11 protein-coding genes are annotated in these 15,518 nt (G+C 70.7%); 4 read left to right on the forward strand and 7 right to left on the reverse strand.

Features of this window, described 5'->3' with window-relative positions; all coding sequences use genetic code 11:
- The first annotated feature begins 86 nt into the window (after window positions 1-86).
- The 3 genes from OG205_RS03150 to OG205_RS03160 all read left to right on the forward strand — a co-directional run bounded on the left by OG205_RS03150 (window position 87) and on the right by OG205_RS03160 (window position 2,541).
- Window positions 87-1,316 (forward strand): ROK family protein, encoded by a 1,230-nt coding sequence (locus OG205_RS03150; RefSeq protein ID WP_330274708.1) that lies wholly within the window; start codon window positions 87-89, stop codon window positions 1,314-1,316.
- Window positions 1,317-1,388: 72 nt separating this feature from the next.
- Window positions 1,389-2,003 carry an NPCBM/NEW2 domain-containing protein gene (locus tag OG205_RS03155; RefSeq protein WP_330274709.1) on the forward strand — a complete coding sequence of 205 codons (615 nt, stop codon included), beginning with the start codon at window positions 1,389-1,391 and terminating at the stop codon, window positions 2,001-2,003.
- 82 nt (window positions 2,004-2,085) lie between these two features.
- Entirely contained in the window at window positions 2,086-2,541 is a 456-nt protein-coding gene (locus OG205_RS03160; protein WP_330274710.1) for a hypothetical protein, read from the forward strand.
- A 102-nt stretch (window positions 2,542-2,643) separates the two neighbouring features.
- Here OG205_RS03160 and OG205_RS03165 read toward each other — a convergent pair whose 3' ends face one another.
- From OG205_RS03165 to OG205_RS03190, 6 genes are read right to left on the reverse strand one after another with little or no spacing between them, the layout of a single operon-like run.
- Window positions 2,644-4,101 carry a glycoside hydrolase gene (locus OG205_RS03165; protein WP_330274711.1) on the reverse strand — a complete coding sequence of 486 codons (1,458 nt, stop codon included), beginning with the start codon at window positions 4,099-4,101 and terminating at the stop codon, window positions 2,644-2,646.
- Window positions 4,102-4,109: 8 nt separating this feature from the next.
- Window positions 4,110-6,020 carry a DUF2264 domain-containing protein gene (locus OG205_RS03170; protein WP_330274712.1) on the reverse strand — a complete coding sequence of 637 codons (1,911 nt, stop codon included), beginning with the start codon at window positions 6,018-6,020 and terminating at the stop codon, window positions 4,110-4,112.
- Complete coding sequence (locus tag OG205_RS03175) at window positions 6,017-7,033, reverse strand: hydroxyacid dehydrogenase (RefSeq protein ID WP_330274713.1); 1,017 nt, start codon at window positions 7,031-7,033, stop codon at window positions 6,017-6,019. The genes OG205_RS03170 and OG205_RS03175 overlap by 4 nt, the downstream gene beginning before the upstream one ends.
- A complete protein-coding gene (locus tag OG205_RS03180) occupies window positions 7,030-7,839 on the reverse strand; it encodes a carbohydrate ABC transporter permease (RefSeq protein ID WP_330278086.1) in 810 nt (269 codons plus the stop codon). Before OG205_RS03180 ends, OG205_RS03175 begins: the two co-directional genes overlap by 4 nt.
- 47 nt (window positions 7,840-7,886) lie before the next feature.
- The gene (locus OG205_RS03185) at window positions 7,887-8,822 is read right to left on the reverse strand and encodes a carbohydrate ABC transporter permease (protein ID WP_330274714.1); all 936 of its coding nucleotides are present in this window, start codon (window positions 8,820-8,822) and stop codon (window positions 7,887-7,889) included.
- A complete protein-coding gene (locus OG205_RS03190) occupies window positions 8,819-10,144 on the reverse strand; it encodes an ABC transporter substrate-binding protein (RefSeq protein WP_330274715.1) in 1,326 nt (441 codons plus the stop codon). Before OG205_RS03190 ends, OG205_RS03185 begins: the two co-directional genes overlap by 4 nt.
- Window positions 10,145-10,246: 102 nt before the next feature.
- Here OG205_RS03190 and OG205_RS03195 point away from each other — a divergent pair, with 102 nt between their 5' ends.
- The gene (locus OG205_RS03195) at window positions 10,247-11,350 is read left to right on the forward strand and encodes a substrate-binding domain-containing protein (protein ID WP_330274716.1); all 1,104 of its coding nucleotides are present in this window, start codon (window positions 10,247-10,249) and stop codon (window positions 11,348-11,350) included.
- A 67-nt stretch (window positions 11,351-11,417) separates the two neighbouring features.
- Here OG205_RS03195 and OG205_RS03200 read toward each other — a convergent pair whose 3' ends face one another.
- The gene (locus tag OG205_RS03200) at window positions 11,418-15,515 is read right to left on the reverse strand and encodes a glycoside hydrolase family 38 C-terminal domain-containing protein (protein WP_330274717.1); all 4,098 of its coding nucleotides are present in this window, start codon (window positions 15,513-15,515) and stop codon (window positions 11,418-11,420) included.
- Between the last annotated feature and the right edge of the window lie 3 nt (window positions 15,516-15,518).

A 15,518-nucleotide genomic window follows, 5' to 3' on the forward strand; every position in this document is an offset into this window, starting at 1 on the left:
TAAACAAAGAAAGTCAACGGCTCGGGATGCTTTACTGATCCCGGGCTTGTCGATGTGCCAAGTTCGTCGTTCGACGGAGGAGTGCGGTGAGCGGACCGGCGCGGGTGACCCACGCGAGCACCAGGGCGGCGGTGCTGGACCTGGTCAGGGCGGCGGGCATGATCAGCAGGGTCGGCCTGGTCAACGCCACCGGCCTGACCGGCGGAACGATCTCCACGGTCGTGCGCGGGCTGATCGACGAGGGCCTGGTCGCCGAGACCGGGCACGCCGAGTCGACCGGCGGCAAGCGCCGGGTCATGCTGCAGCTCAACCACTTCGCGCGCTACGCCGTCGGCGTGCACCTCGACGGCGCGCGGATCACCTACGTGCTGACCAACCTCGGCGGGGCGGTCGTCGCCAGGATCTCGCGCGCCGGTGCCGGCGCCGACGAACCGGCGGCCGTGGTCGCCAGGGTGGCCCGCGAGGCCGACGCGCTGATCGACAGCGTCGGCGTCGAACGCGATCGGATCCTGGGACTGGGACTCGTCGCGGCCCGTCCGGCGGAGCACCACGAGTTCGGCCGTGCGCTGGAACGTGCGACGGGACTGCCCGTGGTGCTCGACCACGACGCGACCGCGGCGGCGATAGGCGAGCACTGGTCCGGCGGCGTCGGCGCGACGTCGACGTTCGCCGCGCTGTTCATGGGCACCGGGATCGGCGCGGGGATCGTGCTGGGCGGCACGACCTACCGCGGCCCCAGCGGGCACACCGGCGAGATCGGCCACGCCTGCCTCGACGTCGACGGCCCGCGGTGCTGGTGCGGTGCGAGGGGATGCCTGGAGGTGCTGGCCGGTCCCGCCGCCGTCGTCGAGCAGGCACGGGCGGACCGGGCGCTCACCCGTGCGGCGGGACTGGTCGGCGGCAGGACCCGCGCGGCCACGCCGGTCGCGGCGGACTTCGCGGCGATCAGCAGGGCGGCCCGGCAGGGCAACACCCGCGCGGTGGCGTTGCTGGAACGGTCCGCCCGCTACGTCGCGGCCGCCGCCCGCACGCTCGCGAACGTGCTGGACCTGGAGGTGCTGGTGCTCACCGGCCCGAGCTTCGCCATCGCGGGCTCGATCTACCTGCCCGTGCTGCGCGCCGAGCTCGACAGCGCGTTCATCGCCCGCGACGTCCACCCGATCTCCGTGCGGTTGTCACCGTCGGCCGCGTCGGCGCCGGCGATCGGCGCCGCGGCGATCGTGCTCCAGTCGGAACTGGTGCCGCGGCGGCAGGGGCTGCGGCTGCCGGACGACCTGGCCGCCGAGGAGCCGCCGGTGTTCCAGGTACTGCGCTGAATGGAGTTTCTTTTTGTCTCAAAAGGAGCTGCCCCTGTAACAAAGAGGTGTCCGTCCCAGACAATGCCGGGCATGACTAGGCAAGACGGTGGCGCAGGTCACAAACCCAGGCGATGGATCGCGGTCACGGCCGCCGTGGTCATCGTGCTGGTCGTCGGGACATCCCTGCTCGTCAGCGGAGTGTTGAGCGGCGAAGAGCCGGTGGCCACCGTCCTCACCACGTCACCGGCCGCGCCTCCGCCGCCCGTCGAGGACTGGTACGACCTCACCACCTACCAGACGGTCGAGTCCGGTGCCGGGCACGAGACCCTGGCGTCGATCAGCATCGGGGTGGGCAAGGAGCCGTTCGCCCGCGGCATCCGGGGTTCGGCCGGCTCGTCGGCGGCTCAGCCGGCCAACTTCCGCACCTGGTCCACCGCGGGCAGGTGCACCCGGCTGTCGGTGTGGATCGGCAAGGACGCGGCCTCGGTCCAGACGGAGGGGATCGGCCAGTTCCTGATCAGGGCGGACGAGACGGACGCCGTCACCCGGCAGGCGAGCATCGACGACGCTCCCCAGCACGTCGAGATCGACATCTCGGACGTCGACCGGCTGACGTTGCTGGACGTGCGGGCCGGCCGCGACGCCGCCAACGCCTGGGGGACCCCGCGGGTGTTCTGCTCCGTGCCGCCCGGCAAGGCCGTCTGACCGGATCGCCCGGCGCTGGTGAGGCTTTGCTTTGAGGAGCAATAGCTTCAGCGCACACGGGTGAGCGCTGTTAACTGCCGTCATGGTTTCGAGAACCTTCAGCAAGATCGCCGGCCGGGCCGCGGCCGCCGCCGTGGTCGCGCTCTCGGCAGTCGTCGTGAACGCGCCCTCTGCCAGTGCCGCCGCGCAGGAGTTCATCTACTCGGGGCAGGACTACGGGTACGCCGGGGCGACGTTCGACTGGACCGGGCGCAGTTCGGTGGGCAACATCGACCTGCTCGTGTCGGACTGGGGCTGTGACGCCAAGCCGGTCTACGCCTACTTCCTGTTCTACAACGGGTCGCTGCACCCGGACACGACGCCGACGCGCCGGTACGACTACTCCGGTTGTGACAAGGAGGACTACTCGTCCTACAACAACCTGACGTGGTCGATCAGCGGCGACTCGATCACCTACATGGGCGTCGTCGTCTGCCGTGACGCGTCGAACGGCCCGTGCAAGGTGGGCGGGCTCTCCGGGCGCAACCCCTACGCGTAGCGACCAGGTCCACAAAGGACCTGTGTTGAACGGGTCGTCGAACAGTGACGCGGCTGTTCGACGACCCGCTGTGCTGGTGCGGTGCGAGGAGCTGCCTGCAGGTCAGATCGACACGCCGTCGAGCTGGAAGGTCTGCACCTGCCCCGCCGCGAACGGCACCCGCAGCAGCTTGCCGTCCAGCTGGACGTCGGTGCGCTGGGTGTACCTGTCGGTTCCGCTGGTCGTCGAGGTGGACCACCGGGTCAGCAGGCCGGTGGGCAGGGTGCCGAACCGGGTCAGGTCGAAGGTGATCGTCTGCGCCGACGTCGCGGTGTTGACCCCGACGAGCACCAAGCGGCGGGCGGCCGGATCGTAGGCCACTGCGGCGTTTCCGGTGGACGCGGAGATGATCCGCATGCCCGGCCGGATGTGCCGGGTGAACTGCGCCAGCACGTAGAGCTTGTTCTGGACGGCGCCCGGCTGCAGCGTGTCCTGGTTGTAGGCGATCAACGCCCACGCCGGGGTCGGGTCCATCACCTGCCAGTAGCAGTACGCCGTCGGGTGCAGCCAGCGCCAGTCCAGGCACAGGTTGCTCGCCATCGAGAGCCCGGTGCCTTCCTTGTCGCCGTACTCGGAGTTCCAGAGCACCTTGCCCGCCGCCTTCGCGTCGGTGTACAGCAGGTCGCGACGTCCGCCGGAGCCCTGGTAGCCATGCACGTTGATCTGGTTGACGACGGACTTCGTGTTGGCGTCGAAGGAGTTCCACGTGCTGCGCGCGGCGTCGTAGCTGGTCTCGTCGGACGCGGAGATGCGCGTGCCGGACAGGCCGCGGTTGTTCAGTTCCTCGCGCAGGTACTGCAGCACGGTCCGTTGCAGGGACGGATCGAAGTGGCAGCCTTCCTGCTTCCCGGTGGCGGACCAGTAGTCCGACGCGGGCTCGTTGAACGGGTCCACCGTGCGGAACGCGACACCCCAGCGGTCACGGAACTGCCGGGTGACCTCGGCCAGGTAGGAGGCGTGGGTGCGATAGTTCCACGACTGCAGGTTGTTGCTGTTCGCGTTGGCAGCGCCGGACGGGTTGTGGTTGACGCACATCCACCATGCCGGTGAGTTGGCGAAGAGTTCCGTGATCGCGCCGCGTGCCACTGCCTTGACCAGTGCGGCGCGTTGCTTCGCGTCCGCGCCCCACTGCCACGAGCCGGGATCGGTGGTGCGCCAGTCCTGCCAGAAGGTCTCGATCTGCTTGAAGCGCGGGATGTTCGGCGAGGCGGCCATGGTCGTGCCGTCCACGGAGTTCCAGCTGCACGCGCCGAGGTTGTAGCGGGCGATGTTCATGCCCAGTCCTGGCAGCGTCGTTCCGTTGTAGGTGACGGACTTCGTGGTGAACCACAGGTCCGCGAAGTCGTCGCGATCGCCGAACACGTTGGCCCACCACGCGAGTGATGTGCCCCAGCCTTCCCACGTGCCGTAGTTCGTGCCGGGGTCGATCGTGATGGTCTGGTCGGCACTGGCATCCACTCCCAGCGCCGTCGCCGCGATGGCGGCGGCTGTGCCGGACAACACTGTCCTGCGGGTGACCATGGTTTCTCCTAGGGACTTGGCAGGGTGATCCTCGTGTCCAGTCCATCGCTCCACCGCAGCACGATCTCGTCGCCGTGGCGGGTGAGCAGCGGGTTGGCCGCGGCGCCGCAGTCGCGGTCCAGGCGCACGGCCGCGACGAGCACGTCGCCCCGTGCCACGGGGCCGGAGGTGGCGAGCCAGGGGATCGCGACGTACCTGCCCAGCGGGGACGAGCCGGTCTCGGTGCCCACGCCCGCCTTGTCGAAGCCGCGCAGGGCGCACAGCGAAGAACGCAGGCGCGCAGCGGTGACGACGACCTCGGGCCTCGGCGCGGTCTCCACCCCGGGCTGGGTGTCGGCGGCGACGGGCCACCCGGACAGCCGCAGCCGGGCGTCCGTCTCCCCGTCCACGCGCACGATCCGGATCTCCACACCGCCGCGCACGACAGAGGCCACCACCATCGGCGGTCCCTCGACGATCTCGCCGCCACGGCCGGAACCGTGGTCGGGTGAGTCGTCCGCGGCGGTGCCGACCCAGCGCACCGGCCCCTGCGACGCACCGGCCACGACACCACCGGGCAGTTCCTCGGCGAACAGCGTCCGGAAACCCGCGCGGTGGCTGGTGGCGCCGTCGCGGTCGACCAGCACCACCGAGTTGTCCGTGGAGCACGGCATCGTCGCCGTGGAATAGCCCAGTTTCGCGTACAAGGGGGAGTCCGAACGCTGGTCGCCGGGCAGCGCGTGATCCGTGCCGTGGTTGACCGTGGTGACGATGCCGTCGGCCAGGCGCCCCGACACCAGCCAGCCCGGTGCGGCGACGACACGGGTGAAGTCCGCCGTCTCCACCGGCAACGGGCGCTCGGTGTCCGTCCACACGGGATGGTCGGCGGGCAGGGCCAGCCCCAGCATCCCCTTGGCGGCCCAGTACGGCGATCCCGGCCCGGAGTACGCCTGGCGGATCGCGGGCCAGCCACCGTGCCAGCCCAGGCGCAGCAGGCCGTCCGGTTCCAGTGCGCCGTTGTCGGCGAAGTGCCGCAGCACACCGGACGCCGCGCGCCGCAGCAGTCCGGGTTCCGGCCCCGGCACACCCGTCATCGCGGCGACCCAGAACGGCGCCGCGGCGGCGAACCGGTAGGTGAGGCTGCGACCCTGCATCAACGGCGACCCGTCGGCGCCGAGCAACGCGACCGCGTCCCGCAGGTACCGGGCCAGGTCGTCCGACCAGGTTCGGCGCGTCTGCTGCGAGCACAAGGATTCCGGGACGTCGAACAGGTGCGTCCACAGCAACGGGTACAGGTGCAGCGCCCAGCCGGTGTAGTGGTCGAACGCGCGTTCCTCGCCGTCGCTGAGCCATCCGCCCTCGCGCCGGAACGACGCGTGCAGAGCGAGGTCGTGCTCGACGTCCCCGGCGGACCAGGGGCCGCCGGCCTCACGCAGGAACGACTCCACGACGATGCGGAACCACACCCAGTTGATCGGCGGGTACGGCTGACCGACCACGGTGCCGAGCCAGGCGACGACGCGTTCCCGCACGCTGTCGTCGAGGTGGTCCCACAGCCACGGCTTGGTCAGTTGCAGCACCAGCGCGATCGACGCCGCCTCGACCTTGGCCTGGCCCAACTGGTCCGGCCGCGGCCAGGCTTCCGGTGAGTGCGGGTCGGTGCCCGCGGCCAGGCCCTGGGCGTACCGCTCCAGCAGTGCGGGATCACCACCGCCCGCGACCCGGAACCCGGCGAGCAGGAACGTCCGCGCGAACCCTTCCAGCCCGTCGGAGGCGGGGCCGTACCGGCTCGGCTCGCCGGGCAGGTCGATCCGCGCGCACCGCGGGGACCAGTACCTGTTGACGGCGGTGAGCAGGCGGTCGGACACCGACTCCCAGTGGACGCGGGTCCAGCCCGTGTGCGGGGAGAGGAGCCGGTTCTCGGGTGGCATCGTCGTCATGCCTGCACCGTCAGCCCGTGCCGGGTGACCGGTTCGAGAGGCGGCCGCCCCGACCCGTATCGCTCCAGCTCGTCGAGCGCGGCCGCGGCCATGAGCCTGGTCTCCGAGCCCAGCGACCCCGCGACGTGCGGGGTGATCACGACGTTGGGCAGGTCGTACAGCCGCGACCAGGCCGGCAGCGGTTCGGGATCGGTCACGTCCAGCACGGCGTGCAAACGTCCGTGCGCGCACGCCTCCTCCAGCGCCGCGGTGTCCACAAGGGACCCTCGAGCGGTGTTGACGAGCGTGGCGTGCGCGGGGAGCGCGGCCAGCTGCGCCGCGCCGATCAGGTGGTGGGTCTCCGGCAGCGCGGGTGCGTGCAGGCTCAGCACATCGGCCTGGGGGAGTGCTTCGGCGAGCGTCACGACCTCGGCTCCGGCCTCCCGCACCAGCACGGGGTCGACGACCGGATCGACCACGAGCAACCGGCCTGCCTGCATCCGCCGCAGGAGCTCCACCACCCGCCTGCCGACCCGCGAGAACCCGACCAGCACGATCGTCCGGCCGAGCCCGGACAGCTCGCCGCGCCGTTCGCGGTAGGACCAGTCCTCGCGGAACCGGCGTGCGTCGGCGGCCAGGAACGGCACCTTCTTGAACGCCCACAGGATCGCCGCCACGGTGTACTGCGCGACCGGTTCGGCGTTGACGTGCGCGGCCGTCGTGACGAGGACGCCGCGGTCGAACACCTCGTCACCGACGTGCGACCGCACGCTGCCCGCCGCGTGCAGTGCGGCGCGCAGTTCAGGTGCCGCGGCCAGCACTTCGGCGTCGATCGGCGGACAACCCCACGAGGTGATCAGCACCTCCACGGAGGCGAGGCGCCTGCGAACGGCGGGCGACGAGAAGTCGTTCGCCACCAGGGGAGTGCCGAGCTTCGCCAGCCCGCGCAGCCTGTCCAGCTCGCGCGGGCCGAACTGCAGATCGGCGACGTCCGGGCTCATGGCGAGCAGGACCTCCGGCCGGTGCGCGCTCACTTGACACTCCCCGCGGCCAGACCCTTGCGCCACTGCCGGTTGAGCACCAGGAACGCCACCACCAGCGGCAGCACCGCGAGCAGCGACCCGGTGATCACCAGAGGTGTGTACTGCGGGAACTGGGTCTGCCGGGTGCTCCACTGGAACAGCCCCAGGCTGACCGGGAAGAGCTTCGGGTCGGTGAGCAGGACCAGCGGCAGGAAGAAGTTGTTCCAGATCCCGATGAACTGGAACAACAACACGGTCACCACACCGGGGCGCATCATCGGCAGTGCCACGGTGAAGAACGTGCGCAGCTGGCCGGCCCCGTCGACCCTCGCGGCTTCGAGCACCTCGTCCGGCACCGACGCGTCGGCGTACACCCTGGCGAGGTAGACGCCGAACGGGTTGGTGAGCAACGGGATGAAGACCGCCCAGAACGTGTCCACGATCCGCAGCTCCGACGCGAGCAGGTACATCGGCAGCGCGAGCACGGTGGTGGGGACGAGCACGCCGGTCAGCGTCAGAGCGAACAGCACCCGCCTGCCGGGAAAGCTCGTCTTGGCGATGGCATACCCGCAGGCGGCGCAGATCAGCGCACCGAGCACGGCTCCGCCGCCCGCGTACAGCACGGAGTTGAGCAGCCAGCGCCAGAAGATCCCGTTCTCCTGCGTGAACAACGTTTTGACGTTGGTCCACAGGTTCCACTCGCCGAACGAGAACGCTCCGGTGGTGGAGAAGTCGCCGAGCGACTTGGTGGCCGACGTGACGAGCCACACCAGCGGCAGCAGGCTGTACAGCGCGGCGATGACCAGAATCAGGTGCACCGCGGGGATGGAGACCCAGCGCGACCTGCGGTCCACAAGGGACGTGCTCACCGCGACCTCCTCGTCGAGAAACGCATGACGACGGCGGACAGCAACGCGCAGATCACCGCGAGCAGCACCGACGCCGCCGCGGCGCGCCCGTTGTCACCGGCCACGAACGCGGCCTCGTACACGTACATGCTCGGTGACCAGGTGCTGGTCACCGTTCCGGTGAAGCCCTTGAGCACCATGGGTTCGGTGAACACCTGCAACGAGCCGATGACGGTGAACACCGTCGCCACGAAGATCGTCGGCCGGATCACCGGGATCTTGATCGACCACGCGGTGCGGAACCCGCCGGCGCCGTCGGCCCGCGCGGCCTCCACGATCTCCTTCGGGACGGCCTGCAGAGCGGTGTAGAAGATGATCATGTTGTAGCCGACCCACTGCCAGGTCGCGATGTTGGCGATGGACGGCAGCAGTGCGCCGTCGCTCAGCGGGTCGACGCCCAGCACGTTCTTGATCGGGCCGAGCGTGGGGCTGTAGAGGTAGGCCCAGATCAAGCCGCCGATGACCACCGGCACCGCGTACGGCACGAACACCGCCAGCGACCACATCTGCTTCAGCCGCACGACGCCGGAGTCCAGCAGCAGGGCCAGGACGAGCGAGCCGATCAGCATGCTCGGGATGTGGATGGTCGCGAACAACGCGACGTTGCCCAGACTCGCGTGGAACGCGGAGTCCGCGATCACCGAGAGGTAGTTGCCGAGCCAGACGAACACGTGCTCGGGACCGGAGAAGCCCAGGCCCTGCAAGCGTTCGGTGAACAGGCTGAGGTACAGCGCGTACAGCACCGGCACCAGCACGGTGCACACGAGCAGAACCGCGAACGGCACGGCCAGCACGAGCCCCGCGAAGTCCTTCTTGCGGGCGCGATCGGTCACCGGCACGCGATCGCCCGGCGATTCCCGCATAGGTGTGCGTTCGGGCGCGAGGACGCTCATGCGGCTTTCCCTTCTCGCACCGAAAGTCCCCTGGCGCGCATGTCGGCCATGGCGTGCTGCTGGACCTTCCGCACCGCGTCGGGCAATGTCGTCCCGCCGCCGCGGACCGGCCCGAAGGAGTCCGAGATGGTCGAGAACAACCGCAGGGCGTTCGGGCCCCACGTCCACTCCGGCACCCGCTTCGCCGCTTCGTCGAGCACGTCGTAGACCGGGTCGCCGAGGAAGAAACCGCCCTTGTACGCCTGTCGCGCGACGGCGCGGTTGGGCAGGTGCGCGGGGAACGGAGTGCTGAAGGCGCTGCCGATCTTCGGCACCTCGGGGTTCGTGCTGAGCCAGCGCAGGAACGTCATGGCGGCCTCCGGCGCCTTGCTCTCCGCTGAGACGCCGAACGCCGTGCCGCCCTGGATCCCGTTGGCAGGCTTGCCGTCCCAGGTCGGCATGGTCGCCACGGCCCAGCGCCCGGTGTCCTTCGGGATGGACCGGTTGAGCGTGCCGACGCTCCACGACGCGCCGAGCACGCCCCAGAGCTTGGCGTCGTGGATCCCGGCGATCCAGTCCTGCGAGCCGTAGACGACCCCGGCGACCTGGTTGCCGGAGATCATCGACTGCCAGAACGACGCGGTGCGCAGCGTGCCCTCACCGGCGATGTCGACCGCCCAGGTGTCGCCCTGCGCGGTCCACCACGGATCGCCCGCCTGCCAGGACATGCCCGCGAAGAACGAGCCGTCGTTGAGCGGGAACGAGCAGATGCGCGCCTGTGGGTCGACCTGCTTGACGGCTGCGGCGGCCGTGCTGAACTCGTCCCACGTGCGCGGCAACGAGATGCCGTGCTGCTCGAAGAGATCCTTGCGGTAGTAGAAGACCATCGGCGCGAGGTCCATCGGCACGCCCCACGTCCTGCCGTCGGGCCGCACACCGCGCCACGCCGCCGGCGAGTACTGGCTCTCCAGGTCGGCCATGTCCGCGGTGAGGTCGCGCAGCCCGCCGGTGAGCAGGATCTGCGGCAGGCCCTGGTACTCGACGTGCAGGACGTCCGGCGCGTTGTGCGCCCGGATGGCGTTGGTCTGCTGGGCGTAGCCACCGGACAGACCCGCCGCGATCACCCGCAGGTCGACGAAGACGTTGCGCTGTGCGGAGTTGAACGCGGCGACGTACTTGTCCATGCCGGTCAGCCACGACCAGATGGTGACCTTGGTGGCGCCCGGTGGTGCGGCGGTGGCGGTGCAGCCGCCGACGAGACTCGCCGCGCCGAGGGCGGCGGAGGCGCGCAGGAGATCGCGGCGTGAGAAGCCGCGAGCCTGCAGCGCTGGGGAAAGCTTCATTGCTGACCCTCCTGCTGACTGATGTGGCACACCTCACCCCGTGGCACACTCAGCGGTCAACGAAACGATCAGAAACGCTCGTAACCGATCAGAAGCGAAGTGATGAACCAGAAGTTGGCTGCTCAGCGCCATGAGTTGATCCTGAGAGCCGTCCGGACGCACGGCACGGTCCGATTGCAGGAACTGGTGGACCTGCTCGGTGCGTCGGCGGTGACGGTGCGCCGGGACGTGACCGTTCTCGCCGACCGCGGCCTCGTGGCGCGCGTACACGGCGGGATCACCATGCCCAAGCACGCGGAGCCCTTTCCGCGCGGACCGCAGTCCGTGGTGGGCGCGGCGCCGGCGCACCCGCTGGTCGGCATGGTCGCGCCGTCGGTGGAGTACTACTGGCCCGCGGTGATCCAGGGCGCGCAGACCGCCGTCGCCGCGGCCGGCGGCCGGCTCGTCCTGCGCGCGTCCAGCTACGACGCCGCCGAGGACCGCCGCCGGGTGTACGAGCTGCTCGACCGCGGCGTGCAGACCCTGCTGGTCGCGCCGAGCACGACCGGTCGCGCGGGCGTCGAACTGCTGCGGTGGCTCGGCGCGCAGACCGTGCCGGTCGTGCTGGTCGAACGGTTGCCACCGCCGGAGCTGCCCACCATCGCGCTGGACGCGGCGGTCACCGACCACGAGATCGGCGCGGGACTCGCCGTCCGGCACCTGGCCACGCTCGGCCACCGCCGCATCGGCCTGGTCGCCTCCCGGCAGAGCCCGCACAGCGACGCCATCCGCACCGGGTGGACGACGGCCGTGTCGTCGCTGGAGCTGCCGTTCAACGGTGTTCCCGTGCTCGACGTGCCGCCCTACGGCTCTCCACAGTGGACACGCGCGGTCGACGAGGTGATCGACGAGTGCCTGACCGCGGACGTGCACGCGGTGCTGGTGCACGCCGACCGCGAGGCGATCGGCGTGCTCGAACGCGCCCGCGACCGGGGAATCCAGGTGCCGCGGGATCTCGCCGTCGTGTCGTACGACGACGAGGTGGCGGCGGCGTCGGATCCCCCGCTGACGGCCGTGCGGCCGCAGAAGCACCGGCTGGGAGCGCTGGCCGCCCAGCTCGCGCTCGCGAGGCTCGCCGACCCGCTGGACCGGCCGGTGCACCGGGTCGTGCTGTGGCCGACGCTGACGGTGCGGGAGTCGTGCGGCACCGCGCTCAGCCCTGCCTGACACCCTGGTGCGCCGCGCCGGCGTCCACATCGGACTGACGGTGACCGGAGCCGTGGGCCGGCTTCGCTCACCACACGCTGACGGCGATGGCGGGCGAGTAGTACAGCCTGCCGTGGACGGCCACCCTGACCAGCGTCCACCAGTGCGCGCCGCGGCGAGCGGTGGGCGCCGCGGTCGCCGTCACGAGCGCGGTGATCTTGCCTCCCGGCGGGATCACGAACGGTTGGGTCCGCGGACCGATGGCGATCTCGCCGGCCCAGGTGCCGAACGGGCTGATCGTGGTGACCTCTCCGTGCACCTCGCTCTGCATCCGGTTCTGCAGCGTCACCGGCAGCAGCGCGTGCCCGCCGGGGGCGACCTGGAGAGCCCCGGCCCTGAGCTGGACGTCGACCAGGTCCCGGTCCGTGGTGGCGCCGGACACCACCTCGACGGTGTCCTCCAGCACCTGGCCGAGGTGGTCGCGGATGCGTGCGGAGTGCAGATGACGGCCCGGCCGGGCCTTCGTGGTGGCGGTGAACTCGGCGAACTCACCGGCGGCCAGGTCGTAGTCCCACGACTGGCCGCCGGTGAACTCGAGGCGGCCGTTGGCCGGGATGCCGCTGCAGCCGACGGTGATCCGCACCTGACCGGTGGCGCCGGGGGCCAGCCTGGTGAAGGACGGCGTGACGTGCACGGTCACCGGCAGGTTGCCGATGGGAGCGGGGCCGGAGTTGTGCCGCCAGTACCGGGTGTAGACCGGCTGGACCGGTTCGGCCGACTCGGCGGGTACGTGGGTGCGCGCCGCCGCGGGCACCAGCCGCAGGGTCGCGACGTCCGCCGCGCCCAGCTCGACCACGGCCTGTCCGGAGTGGACGGTCAGCGGTCCGAGGTCCTGTTGCTCCAGCAGGTCCGTGCGGCAGGCCGCGTCGAGACCGCCGTACAGCGACACCGACGCGGTCACCGGGGTCCCGGCCGACTCGTACAGTCGCACGGCGAGATCCGAGCCGTGTTCGTCGGAGCCGGACGCGAGTGGGTTGCCGTGTGCCTTGACGGCGGTGAGCAGCACGTCCGGCGGTGACACGGCCAGCAGGCTCAGTTCAGCAGGCAGGTCGCCCGCCGTCGAAGGGATCTGGAGGGTGTGCAGCGGGTGGTTGACGTCCTGGCCGGCGCGGGCGAACCCGGCCCGGCGCCAGTCGCCCTCTCCCGCGACGATGCTCAGCTCGAACGTGTGGGACCAGTGCTGCCAGGCGAAGCTGGACCCGTCCGGCACGGTGCGGCGGTCGCCGTCGATCCACACCCCGGCCGGCCAGCCGCTGCACGAGCGCATCAGCGACACGTGCAGGGTTCCGTCCGGTGCCACGACGAACCCCGGCGTGCCGCGGTTGACGACGGCCACCGAGTAGTCGGTCGCGGGGTCGGTCGTGCCACCGGGTCCGGCCACCTCGACGCACGCGTCGGCGAGATCGTCGATCAGGGCGGCCACGTCGGTGACGATCAGCACCGGCAGGTCACGCGGGCCGCGCAGGTCGGCATCGGGCACCCACTGCTGTGCCCGGGGACGTGACGCGGGCACGAACACCATGCCGGAAGCGTCGAACGTGGCGCGGTACTCGGCCGGCGCACTGTCGAGCACCGCGGCCGTGAACTCGTTGTCGCCCAGCACGATGCGCACGTCGGGCAGGTTGGAGTCCACGTCGAGAGCGCCGTAGCGAGGCCCGGAGGGACGGGTGCACGTCGCGGTGACGCCCTTGGCGACCAGCGCGGCCATCAGTGCCCGCCCGTCCTCGGCGACCACCTCGGCCACGCCGATGGCGTGCAGGACACCGCCGGGCAGCCGCAGCCGCACGGTGGCGGAGAGGCCGGCCCAGGTGTGCGCGGGGCTGTCCAGCGTCCACAGGTGCTCGGCGGCGTCGACGTCGGGAAAGCCGAACGAGCGGCCCACCGCGGCGAAACCGACCTCGGCCACGGGCAGGGCACCGGGCAGGTCGAAGGCGAACCGGCTGCGCAGCAACCGGTCCTGGCCGATCGAACCGTCCACGAAGGACCGGACGTCGACGCGCGGCAGCCCGTGCCACAGCGTGACCTGCTGGGTGATCCGCAGGTCGCCGAGGGTCGTGCGGCTCACGAGACGTTCGCCGACCGGGCTCGTCTCGGCGTGCACGTCCGCGGACCCGGCGGTTGCCCCAGGGCCTTGGGGCAGCAGGTGCCAAGGCCCCTCGCCCCACACGTGATGACCGGGGTGCTCTTCCTGCACGAGCAGTTCCGCCGCAAGGCCTCCTGGCCGCACGAGCTCTCGTCCAGCGGTCTTGTCGTACACGCTCGTCAGCGCGCCGCCCCTGGCCGGATCCGCCTGGACGGCGAACGACTCCGAGTCGATCGTCACGCCGTTTCGCGGCATCCAGCGCGGCGGCACCGACGTGGCATCGACAACGCGATACACCCGGTATCCGGTCGCCGGAATCCGGCGCGCCAGGAACGTCAGCGTCACTTCGAGCGTGTTGTCCGTGTGCCGCATCACGGCTTCGGTCACCGCGGGGACCTCGTGGCCGTCGGGATCCGTGACGCGGGCTCCCTTGAAGCCGGGAAGGAGAAGCGTCACGGTCGCCAGGGCGTCACGGGCGAAGGCCAGTGCGTTCACCACGATGAGCGCCTCGCCCGCACCGGTGGTGTCGGCGCGGGAAGCCAGGTGTGAGATCGCGCCGGTCAGCACGGAACGGCCGAGCTCGTCCGCCTCCCGCCACCCGGTGAGCAGGTCGAGGTACACCTGGTCGGACTCGGTGCCGGTGATGGCGTCGTGGTGCGCGCCGTACACCAGCTGGCGCCAGGCCTTGTCCAGTGCGAAAGCCGGATAACCCGCTCCCAGCAACGTCGACAGGGCCGCCATCCGCTCGCCGTCGAGCACCGCCACCTCGGCGGCGCGCTGCGCCTGCTTGGTGTCGATGTACGAGACGTCCTTGCCGGTGTAGACGGGGTTCATGTCCCTGGTCTGCGGGCTGAACGTCACCGAGCGAGCCGAAGCGTCCGCGCGCACGGCGGCGAAGAAGTCGCGCGGGAGACCGACGACGAAGCGCGGCCAGACGTACTTGGCGTTCCACGCGCGGTGGATCTCGGTGCAGTACCGGGACGGCACGTTGTGGTCGTGGCCCACCGGCAGCATGACGTTGCGGGTGGCCGCGACCTTGCGCAACGTGCTGAACTGCCGGTACGCCTCCGCCATCGCCTCGTCCAAAGTGGACTTCCGTTCGATGTCCCACCCGGCCACGTAGTGGTCGGCCAGGTAGGCGGTGAGCACACCGCGGCCGCTCGGCGAGATCCACTCGAACTCGGACGGGAACTGCATCCTGGTGATGTCGCCGGTGTGCCGCTTCGCCCCCACGTGGTGCCACGGCCCGCGCGCCCACACGCTGGAGTCCATCCCCGCGTCGGCCATCAGCCCGGGATAGGACGGGTCGTGCCCGAACACGTCGAGCATCCAGGCGGTCCGCGGATCGGCTCCCAGCACGTCGCGCTGGAACCCGACACCGTAGGCCGCGTTGCGGACGGTCGACTCCGGATGCGTCAGGTTGGTGTTGGCCTCGTTGTAGTTGCCACCGACGATCTCGATCTTTCCTTCGCGCAAGAACCTGCGCAGGTCCTGCCGGTCCTCCGGGAACACGTCCCAGTGCGGCTTGAGGTAGTCCACCTCGGCGAGCACGAACCGGTAGTCCTCGTCCTGCCGCGCCGCGTCGAGGTGGGCGTGCACCAGGTCGAACGCGGAGAGCTGGAACGGCATCCGTCTCGCCTGCGCGCCCGGCAGATCGAGCCACGTCTCGGTGAAGCCGCCCTGGGTGTTCCACCAGACCGGGTCGTAGTGGAAGTGCGAGACCATCCACATCGTCCACCCGGTCTCCGCGGCGGTGACCGTGACGTCCTGGGCGAGCGGCGCCCTCCCGCTGACCGGCGCGAGGAGCACGGTCGCCGGGTAGGTCGTGCCCTCGGTGGCCGGCGCGGCGAAGACCACGCCGACCTCGGCCACGACCTCGTCCGGACCTGCCGCCACCCGCACCGGTTCCGGCGTGCGGACGAGCGGACCGGTGATCCGCACCCACACCGCCTCTGTCCGGGGCCTTGTCAGGGTGACCCGAATGAGCTGGCGTGGGGCGGACACCGGCCCGACGAACAGATCCGTGCTCTCGACGACCACCACGGC

Origin of the sequence: Lentzea sp. NBC_00516, from assembly GCF_036346835.1 — a bacterium.
Lineage (GTDB): Bacteria > Actinomycetota > Actinomycetes > Mycobacteriales > Pseudonocardiaceae > Lentzea > Lentzea sokolovensis.

Coding starts and splice junctions, on each gene's coding strand:
- OG205_RS03185 (WP_330274714.1), bottom strand. CDS start 8,822: ATGAGCGTCCTCGCGCCCGAACGCACACCTATGCGGGAATCGCCGGGC.
- OG205_RS03195 (WP_330274716.1), top strand. CDS start 10,247: ATGAACCAGAAGTTGGCTGCTCAGCGCCATGAGTTGATCCTGAGAGCC.
- OG205_RS03170 (WP_330274712.1), bottom strand. CDS start 6,020: ATGACGACGATGCCACCCGAGAACCGGCTCCTCTCCCCGCACACGGGC.
- OG205_RS03155 (WP_330274709.1), top strand. CDS start 1,389: ATGACTAGGCAAGACGGTGGCGCAGGTCACAAACCCAGGCGATGGATC.
- OG205_RS03160 (WP_330274710.1), top strand. CDS start 2,086: ATGGTTTCGAGAACCTTCAGCAAGATCGCCGGCCGGGCCGCGGCCGCC.
- OG205_RS03165 (WP_330274711.1), bottom strand. CDS start 4,101: ATGGTCACCCGCAGGACAGTGTTGTCCGGCACAGCCGCCGCCATCGCG.
- OG205_RS03190 (WP_330274715.1), bottom strand. CDS start 10,144: ATGAAGCTTTCCCCAGCGCTGCAGGCTCGCGGCTTCTCACGCCGCGAT.